The organism is Micrococcus sp. LASM2_SD2, assembly GCF_057364565.1.
In genome coordinates this window covers 1-3,175 of record NZ_JBNFOB010000254.1, presented here as the reverse complement: position 1 = coordinate 3,175, position 3,175 = coordinate 1, and the positions used below count along the sequence as shown (strand labels likewise).

3 protein-coding genes are annotated in these 3,175 nt (G+C 73.4%); 2 read left to right on the top strand and 1 reads right to left on the bottom strand.

Annotated features, from left to right (window positions below; all coding sequences use genetic code 11):
• Positions 1-338 (top strand): hypothetical protein (locus AC2W7A_RS10945; protein ID WP_485991379.1); only part of this gene is annotated, 338 nt, incomplete at its 5' end.
• Positions 339-448: 110 nt separating this feature from the next.
• On the opposite strand, the gene AC2W7A_RS10940 is transcribed toward AC2W7A_RS10945, so the two are convergent.
• The gene (locus tag AC2W7A_RS10940; protein WP_485991378.1) at positions 449-1,357 is read right to left on the bottom strand and encodes a LysR family transcriptional regulator; all 909 of its coding nucleotides are present in this window, start codon (positions 1,355-1,357) and stop codon (positions 449-451) included.
• A 110-nt stretch (positions 1,358-1,467) separates the two neighbouring features.
• Here AC2W7A_RS10940 and gabT point away from each other — a divergent pair, with 110 nt between their 5' ends.
• Positions 1,468-2,799 carry a 4-aminobutyrate--2-oxoglutarate transaminase gene (gene gabT / locus AC2W7A_RS10935; protein WP_485991377.1) on the top strand — a complete coding sequence of 444 codons (1,332 nt, stop codon included), beginning with the start codon at positions 1,468-1,470 and terminating at the stop codon, positions 2,797-2,799.
• The last annotated feature ends 376 nt before the right edge of the window (positions 2,800-3,175 follow it).

The window sequence follows — 3,175 nt, the reverse complement described above, 5'->3', positions numbered from 1 at the left end:
CCGGGCTCCGCGGTGGTCGACGCGACGAGGCGGCCGGCCGGGACTCGGACGGCGCGGGGTCGGACGGCGCGGGGTCGGACGCCCCGGAGGGGGACGTCGAGGTCGTCGGGGAGGTCTCCGGTGAGGCGGACGTGGTCACGGACGGCGAGGGGGCCGTCGTCGGGGCCTGGCTGATGGGCACCTCGCCGAAGGCGAAGAGCCCTCGCACGGAGAACCACACCACGGCCAGGCAGACCAGCAGCGCGGCCACCCAGATCCCCCGCTTGACGTTCCTGTTCATCTCGGATCCCCTCCTGAGCTCCTCCCCGGACCGGCCGGTCCGGCGCAGGTCACGGTAGGCAGAGTACCGGCGCCGGGGAAACGCCACCCGCACCCCGGGGCCGATCGATGCAGACCGGTGACCGGCGCGGCCCGGGCACCGTCCGCATCCGCCCAGACAGCGTCCCCATCAGCCCAGGTAGCGTCCGCGCAGCCACCGCTGCAGGTCCGTGGCCACCGCCTGCAGCGTGGACACGCCGTAGTGGTCCGGGGCCCAGGCCGCATGCAGGGCGACGGACAGGTCCGTGCCCCGGGACTCCAGGCGCAGCGGCACCAGGTCGAACGCCGGGTCCTCCGTCACCACGGCCACCCCGGCACCGGTGGCCACCAGCGCCTGGGCCACCCTTCCCGAGTTCACCTCCGCGACGTCCGGCACCGTGAGCCCGGCGACCTCCATCGCCCCGTCCAGGACGCGGCGGGACTTGAAGGAGCGGGACGGGACCACCAGCCGCTCCTCCGCGAGCTCCTGCACACCCACCCTCCCCCGGCGGGCCCAGCGATGGTGCGGGGCCACGTACGCCCAGACCGGCGCCTCGACCAGCGGCAGGGAGGCCACCGAGTCCGGCGGCGTGGAGGGCATCACCACCAGGTCATGGTGCGCCACGGCCTGCACGAGCGAGTCGTCCAGATCCGTCTCCACCACCTCGGCCCGCGGCGCGTCCTCGGACAGGGTCGCCACGAACGGGATCACGATGTCCACCAGGGTGGTGCCCGGTGCCGCGAAGCGGAGGGACTCCAGCCGCCCGGCGGCCAGCATCTGCACCGCCTGCCCTGCCGCGCGATGCTCGGCCAGCAGCCGGCGGGCGACCGGCAGGAACGCCTCCCCGGTGTGCGTCAGGCGCAGCCGCGGCCCGCCCCGGGTGAACAGGGACAGCCCCGTCTGGCGCTCCAGCCGCTGCAGCTGACGGCTCAGCGCAGGCTGGACCACGCCCAGCTGGCGCGCCGCCTCGGACACCGTCCCGGCCTCCGCTGTGCGGAGGAAGGCGGACACCAGCAGCGGGTCCAGTTCGGGCAGTCGTCCGGCCTCCGCATGCGTCATGCCCACAGAGCATAGGACGTATGCCTGATCATCATTGGACAGCATGACCGGGTGAGCGGAGAATCGCCGCAGAAGAACCGCCCGATCCCGAAAACTGGAGGAGATCCGCAGTGAGCACCGCCGAGCGCCCCGCGCTGGAGCAGACCCGTCACCTGGCCACCGAGATCCCCGGCCCGCGCTCCCGCGAGCTGGCCGCCCGTCAGGCCGAGGCCGTCCCGGGCGCCCTCGCCCCGACCATGCCGGTCTACGCGGCCCGCGCCGCCGACGGCATCCTCGAGGACGTGGACGGCAACCGCCTGATCGACCTCGGCTCCGGCATCGCCGTCACCTCCGTGGGCGCCTCCGCGCCGGCCGTGGTGGAGAGGGTCCAGTCCCAGGTCGCGGACTTCACCCACACCTGCTTCATGGTGACCCCCTACGAGGGCTACGTGGAGGTCGCCGAGCGGCTCGCCGCCAAGGCCCCCATCGCCGGGAAGACCCGCACTGCCCTGTTCAACTCCGGTGCCGAGGCGGTGGAGAACGCCGTCAAGGTCGCCCGCGCCCACACCGGCCGCCAGGCCGTCGCCGCGTTCGACCACGCCTACCACGGCCGCACCACCCTGACGATGGCACTGACCGCCAAGCAGATGCCGTACAAGCACTCCTTCGGCCCGTTCGCCCCGGAGGTGTACCGCGTCCCCGGCTCCTACCCGCTGCGCGACGGAGGGCTGGACGGCGTGGCCGCCGCCAAGGCGACCATCTCCGCACTGGAGAAGCAGATCGGCGCCGACTCGCTGGCCGCCGTCATCATGGAGCCCGTGCAGGGCGAGGGCGGCTTCATCGTCCCGGCCGAGGGCTTCCTCAAGACCGTGGTGGACTGGTGCCGTGAGAACGGCGTCCTGTTCATCGCGGACGAGGTGCAGTCCGGCTTCGCCCGCACCGGCGCCTGGTTCGCCTGCGAGCACGAGGGCATCGAGCCGGACCTGATCACCACCGCGAAGGGCATCGCCGGCGGCATGCCGCTGTCCGCCGTCACCGGCCGTGCCGAGATCATGGACTCCGTCCACGCTGGCGGCCTCGGCGGCACCTACGGCGGCAACCCGGTGGCCTGCGCCGCCGCCCTCGGCGTCTTAGAGACCATCGAGTCCCAGGGCCTGGTGGAGGCCGCGCAGCGGATCGAGCGGATCATCCGCGAGCACTTCGAGCAGAACGCGGACGAGCGCATCGGCGAGGTCCGCGGCCGCGGCGCCATGATGGCGCTCGAGTTCGTGGACCCGGCCACCGGGGCCCCGGACGCCGAACTCACCGGCAAGGTCGCCCAGGCTGTGCGTCAGACCGGCGTCATCCTGCTCATCTGCGGCACCTACGGCAACGTGGTCCGCTTCCTGCCCCCGCTCACCATCTCTGAGGAGCTGCTGCGCGAGGGCCTGCAGGAGGTCACCGACGCCCTCAAGGGACTCTGATCCCCTGACCCGCCGCGGCGCCGAGCGCGCCGCAGTCATCCCGACGACGGACGGCCGCCTCCCGGACGGAGGCGACCGTCCGTCGTCATGTCAGCCGTCCACCTTCCGGCGGCCGCCCGGCCGACGGGCGTCCCTCCGATGATGTGAGCGGCACCATGGCACCGCCGTCGACGCCCTGCGTAGACTATCCGGCGCTGTGCCGCAGGCCGAGCCGCCACAAGCCGAGCCTCAGGACGGTCCGTCCGCACAGCCCGCCCCCTTCCCCGATCCCCTGGAGCTCCTGCGTGTCCGCACACCCGTCGCAGCCCGGCCTTCTCGGCCGCCGCACCCTGCTGACCTCCCTCGCCGCCGCCTCCGGCCTCGCCCTGGCCGGCTG

Bases quoted from the DNA above. Each gene is read 5' to 3' on its own strand.
- AC2W7A_RS10940 (WP_485991378.1), bottom strand. From the start codon at position 1,357: ATGACGCATGCGGAGGCCGGACGACTGCCCGAACTGGACCCGCTGCTG.